The organism is Nonomuraea corallina, assembly GCF_027620315.1.
In the GTDB taxonomy this organism is placed as follows: Bacteria; Actinomycetota; Actinomycetes; order Streptosporangiales; family Streptosporangiaceae; genus Nonomuraea; species Nonomuraea corallina.
The window spans coordinates 1-5,121 of sequence record NZ_JAPNNL010000283.1; the positions used below are offsets into that span (position 1 = coordinate 1).

Consider the following 5,121-nt stretch of genomic DNA (forward strand, 5'->3'; position numbering starts at 1 on the left):
CCCCTTTCCGATTGCTAGCCCGTGGCCTGGCCTCGTCGTTACCATGACGGGGGGACTGACTGTTCGTCGGACGGGGCTGCGATGGCACGGTTCGTGGGGGCGTTGAGGCGGATCGCTCCGTGGGCGGTCCAGAACGCCGACGTCGCCATCGCGCTGCTGCTGGCCGTGGTGATCGGCGTGCTCGGCATCATGCCCGACGAGCTCTTCGGCGACGACGGCGCCACGGTGCAGACCCAGCTGGTCAGCGCCGCGACGCTGGTGATCCTGGCGCTGGTGGCGACCGCGCTGCTGCGCGACCGGGCCCGCCAGGCGCCGATGGAGGCGATCACCTCCGACGTGCTCGGCCGGCTGCCCGCCAGGCTGGACCGGCTGGAGCAGATCGAGTCCATGGTCGACCGCACCCGCAAGGCGCTGGACGCGCTGCAGCTCGTCCGGGTGCTGGGCAGCTCCCAGGAGATCGCGCAGGCGCACGCCGAGGCACGCAAGGACACCACGCGCTGGAGCTTCAAGGGCGGCACCGGCACCTACCTGCGCGCGGTCACGCTGCCCCTGTGCGTGGCGGCCGCCCGCCGCGACAAGCGCCACCTGACGGTGCGCGTCGAGGTGATCGACCCGGCCGACGTCGAGGTGTGCGAGACGTACGCGCACTACCGGCGGTCCCTGTCGGACCTGCCTGACGGCACGGGCGAGCGGTGGACCACCGACCGGGTCAGGAAGGAGTCGTACGCGACCATCCTGGCCGCGTTCTGGCATCGGCAGCGGTACGGCCTGCTCGACATCGAGGTGGGCCTGTCGTCGACGATGACCACGTTCCGCTGGGACCTCTCCACCAGCCGCCTGATCATGACCGTGGAGGACCCGAACCGCGCGATGACCGCGCTGGCCGGCACGTTCTACTACGCCAACTGCGACACCGAGCTGCGGCTCAGCTTCGAGCAGGCGCGCCGCGTCCCGCTGGAGCGCTACCGCGGCGTGCCCCTCGGCGACGAGCCCACGATCGAGGAGGTGCAGGAGCTCTTCGAGCGGATCGACATGCCGCTGCCCAAGTCCTACAACGGCCGCGACGTGGTCGACATCGCCCGCAAGGCGCTGCGGGCGGCCGACCCCTACGGCGACCCCGGCGCGGGGAGGGCGGGACCATGAGCTACCAGGGCGTCTACGACGAGCTGACGCGGGGACGGGCCAGGGCCTGGGCGCTGGCGGCGATCTCCGGCGGCGCGCGGGGCCTCCGGGGCCTCCGGGGGGTACGCCACCCGCTCGGATTCGTCTGCCTCCCGCTGGAGCGCGACGGCGGCGAAGGGGTATGTATCCACCTGTGGTCCGACTCGCTGGCGCCCGCGCGCAGCACCACCTCCCAGATCCACTGTCACAGCTGGGACCTGGTCAGCCACATCCTCTACGGTCAGGTGCGCAACGTGCACGCGGTGGTGACCGACGCCGGGCGCGACGCCACCCACCGGGTGTTCGAGGCCGTCAGCGGGCCGGGCGGCGACCGCATCTCCCCCACGCCGCGCACCGTGCGTCACGAGACGGGGCTGGTGGAGGTGTTCGGTCCCGGCGACACCTACACGCTGCCGTCCGGCAGCTTCCACAGCAGCGTCGTCCCCGAGGGCGGCGAGGCCGCCACGATCGCGCTCGGCCGGGGCCGTCCGGGCAGCCGCGACCTGTCGCTCGGCCCGCTCGGCACGGGCGGCCACCACGTGCCGCGTCAGACGCTCGACACCGAGGAGACGGCGCTGGCCGTCCGGCTGATAGCCGCCCACCTGAGCTGAGGGGTTCGGATATGGATCTGGAGCATGCCCGCGCGGTCGCCGTCGAGGCCGCCGAGGCCGCGGGGGCGCTGCTCCTCGACGGCACCCGCGGCCCTCTCGGAGTGCGTCCGAAGGGCGGGGCCGGTGACGTGGTCACGGATCTCGACCTGGCGTCGGAGCGGTTGCTGGTCGACCGGCTCCTGACGGCGTACCCGTCCCACGCGGTGATCGCCGAGGAGTCGGGCCTGTTCGGCGCCTCGGGCGGCGAGTGGACGTGGCTGGTCGACCCGCTCGACGGCACCAACAACGTGTCCATCGGCCTGCCCGCCTACGTCGTCGGGCTGGCGCTGTGCCGGTCCGGCCGCCCGCTGCTCGGCGTGGTGCACGACCCGGTGACGGCGCGTACGTGGTCGGCGATCCGGGGCTGCGGCGCGCTGGCCCCGTCGGGGGCGCGGCTGACGGCCTCCTATCGGCCCTCGCCGCACGGCCCGCTCCTGGCTTGGACCCAGGGGTATGCTGTGAGCAGGAAAGACGCCAGAGCGGGCACGCTGAGGTCGGCCCTGGAGCTGAGCGCCAGGCGGTTGTTGCAGCTGTGGGCGCCTCTGCTGCAGTGGGCGATGCTGGCCCGCGGCGACATCGACGGGATCGTCGGCTATCGCGCGGAGGCGATCGACCTGCCGGCCGGGGCGCTGCTCGCCCAGGAGGCGGGCATCGAGATCCGGGCGCTCGACGGCGGCCCGTTCGACGAGCGCATCGACGGCGCGGCCGACGACCGCAGCTTCGTGGCCGCGCATCCGAAGGCCCTGCCCGGACTGCTGGCCCTGGTCGGTTGATCGGCCCGGCCGGAGATCTTGAGATCGCAGGTCACGGAGGCCGGGGCCGCAGCCTGCCGCCGACGTCCGCCTGCCGGGTGCTTGGAAGCGGCGCCGCGGGAAAGGAGAGATCACCATGACGACCGTGCTGACTGATTCGGCCGTGCGCGGAGCGGTGCTCTTCGCCTCAGGCCGGCCGTCCCGCCCCCGGCCTTCCGCCCTGGTCCGCGCCGCGAACCGGCTGGTGACGGCATGACCGGCGAACGGGGCAAGGAGTGGGCGCACCCGTGGTTCGCGATCGTCGTGGGGCCGCGTCCCTCGGAGGAGGTCCCGGAGGAGGACGAGCGCCGCAAGCGCCGCCGCCCTCCCCGGGTGAAGGTCCGCCGTACCACGTGAGGCCCTACTTGAGCAGGTGCTCGCAGCTGCCCTTGCCGGAGGCGACCTTCTCGCCGTCCACGCTGATGCGGCAGGCGGCGGGCTGGAACTGGCCGTTCGCGTCCCGTACGGAGCCCGACACGAGAGTGATCAGCCGGCCGGCCTTCTGCTCGGCCTCGGTCAGCTCGATCTCGGCGGTCTTGGACCAGGGCAGGTCGGCGTCGTTCTCGGTGCCGTTCGTGTCGAGGTTGTAGACGATCGGCTGGGCGGACTTCCCCTTGCCGAGCACCTCCAGCTTGACCTGGCGCACGGCGATCGCGGAGACCTCCTCCGCGCCCGTGGCCGTCGGGGCGGGCTCCTGGGCCGGGGAGGCGGCCGGCGCGGTGCCGGCGGCTCCGCCGCAGCCCTGCAGCGCCGCCGTCAGGACGAGTCCAGAGATGATCGTCATCAGTGATCGGGACATGGCGGCTATTGTGGCGCAACCGGCCGGGCGGGTTCCCGGCTATCCGAAAGTCACCAGCGCCCACGTGGTGGTGACGAGGCCGACGACCGCCAGGCCGGCGCCGGTGAGCAGGAAGCGGAGCATCGGCACCCGCACGCCGTGGCGGCGGCACGACTCGAACCACAGCAGCGTGGCCAGCGACGCCCACGGCGTGACCACCGGCCCCACGTTGGTGCCGACGAGCAGGGCGAGCAGCTGGTCGCGGTCGCCGGCCGGGATGACCTCCTCGACGACCTTGTACGCGGGCAGGTTGTTGATGGCGTTGGACAGGCCGGCGCCGACCGCGGCGGTCCGGTACGGGTCGCGGTCGGCGCCGAGCAGCCCGTTCATCAGGTCGGCCAGCCCGTAGCGGCTGAGCGTGGGCACCACCAGGAACAGTCCGGTCACGAAGATGAGCAGCTGCCAGGGCACCAGGTTCCAGGTGAGCCGGGCGCGGTCGCGTACCGCGAAGGCGATCACCACGAGCAGCGCCGCGGCCGCGGCGGCGACCCCGACCTCCACGCGGGCCAGCAGGGCGACGATGAACAGCAGGCAGCCGGCCGAGGCGGCGCCGAACAGCACCCGGTCGCCGACCGGCTCCAGCACCGGCGGCGTGTAGCGCAGGTCGCGCCGCTCGCCCCTGCGCCAGAAGAACGCCCACAGGAACGCCATCGTCACCAGGATCGCGACGAGCTGCGGCGCCCACATGCGGGCGGCGAACGCGACGGGGGACAGCCCGATCTCGTCCATGGCGAGCAGGTTCGTCAGGTTGGACACGGGCAGCAGCAGGCTCGCGGTGTTGGCGAACCAGATGGTGGTCATGGCCAGCGGCAGCGCGGCGATGCGGGCCCGGGGCGCGAGCGCGAGCATGACGGGGGTGAGCAGGACGGCCGTCGTGTCAAGGTTCAGAAATATCGTGATAAAAGACGCGAAGACTGTGCAGAGTATGAAAAGCGCGGCATAGTTGCCGCGGCCGAGCACCGCCATCCTGGCGGCGATCGCGTCGAAGACCTGAGCCTCCTTGGTCAGCTCGGCGAGCACGATGATGCCCACCAGGAAGACCAGCAGCGGCCCGATCTCCGCCAGGCTCTCCGCCGCGGCGGACAGCGGCAGCAGCCCGGTCGCCACGAAGAGCAGGCCGAGCGCCAGCAGCCCGATCCTGATCCAGTCGAGCACGCCCAGACGACTCAACACGAGGACGATGATCGCACACGGGCTGCGAAAGGCCGATCCCGCGCGGGATACTGGTGGGATGGCGCGCGACGGCAAGCCGACCCAGATCTTCGTCAGCTACTCCCCCGCCGACACGGCGTGGGCCACCTGGATCGCCTGGGAGCTGGAGGCGGCAGGCTACCGCACGATGATCCAGGCCTGGGACTTCGTGCCCGGCACCAACTTCATCGACTTCATGGACCGCGGCGTCAGCGAGGCCGAGCTGGTCGTGGCCGTGCTCTCGCGCAACTACCTCAGCTCGCGCTACGGGCGGATGGAGTGGCAGGCGGCCCTGCGCGCCGATCCCGACAACCCGTCCAACAAGCTGATCACCATCCGGCTGGAGGACGTCCGGCTCGAAGGGCTGCTGTCCACGATCACCTGGGTCGACCTGCTGGGCATCACCGACCCGGGTCAGGCCAGGGCGCTGCTGCTGGGCCGGGTGCGCGAAGCGCTGGCGGGCCGGGCCAAGCCGGAGGCCGCCCCCGCC

7 protein-coding genes are annotated in these 5,121 nt (G+C 72.2%); 5 read left to right on the plus strand and 2 right to left on the minus strand.

Annotated elements, in window-relative coordinates:
* Positions 1 to 81 precede the first annotated feature (81 nt).
* From OUY22_RS35530 to OUY22_RS35545, 4 genes are all read left to right on the plus strand, one after another.
* Positions 82 to 1,143: a hypothetical protein gene (locus OUY22_RS35530; RefSeq protein ID WP_270159707.1), complete on the plus strand. Its 1,062-nt coding sequence runs from the start codon at positions 82 to 84 to the stop codon at positions 1,141 to 1,143.
* The gene (locus OUY22_RS35535; RefSeq protein ID WP_270159708.1) at positions 1,140 to 1,772 is read left to right on the plus strand and encodes a hypothetical protein; all 633 of its coding nucleotides are present in this window, start codon (positions 1,140 to 1,142) and stop codon (positions 1,770 to 1,772) included. The genes OUY22_RS35530 and OUY22_RS35535 overlap by 4 nt, the downstream gene beginning before the upstream one ends.
* 11 nt (positions 1,773 to 1,783) lie before the next feature.
* Positions 1,784 to 2,584, plus strand: a complete 801-nt coding sequence (locus tag OUY22_RS35540; protein WP_270159709.1) for an inositol monophosphatase family protein — start codon at positions 1,784 to 1,786, stop codon at positions 2,582 to 2,584.
* Positions 2,585 to 2,815: 231 nt separating this feature from the next.
* Positions 2,816 to 2,959, plus strand: a complete 144-nt coding sequence (locus OUY22_RS35545) for a hypothetical protein (protein ID WP_270159710.1) — start codon at positions 2,816 to 2,818, stop codon at positions 2,957 to 2,959.
* A gap of 4 nt (positions 2,960 to 2,963) precedes the next feature.
* On the opposite strand, the gene OUY22_RS35550 is transcribed toward OUY22_RS35545, so the two are convergent.
* A complete protein-coding gene (locus tag OUY22_RS35550) occupies positions 2,964 to 3,401 on the minus strand; it encodes a hypothetical protein (protein ID WP_270159711.1) in 438 nt (145 codons plus the stop codon).
* A gap of 39 nt (positions 3,402 to 3,440) precedes the next feature.
* Complete coding sequence (locus OUY22_RS35555) at positions 3,441 to 4,613, minus strand: ArsB/NhaD family transporter (RefSeq protein ID WP_270159712.1); 1,173 nt, start codon at positions 4,611 to 4,613, stop codon at positions 3,441 to 3,443.
* Between the two features lie 58 nt (positions 4,614 to 4,671).
* On the opposite strand from OUY22_RS35555, the gene OUY22_RS35560 reads away from it, so the two are divergent.
* Positions 4,672 to 5,121: toll/interleukin-1 receptor domain-containing protein (locus tag OUY22_RS35560; protein ID WP_270159713.1), on the plus strand; the 450-nt coding region annotated here is incomplete at its 3' end.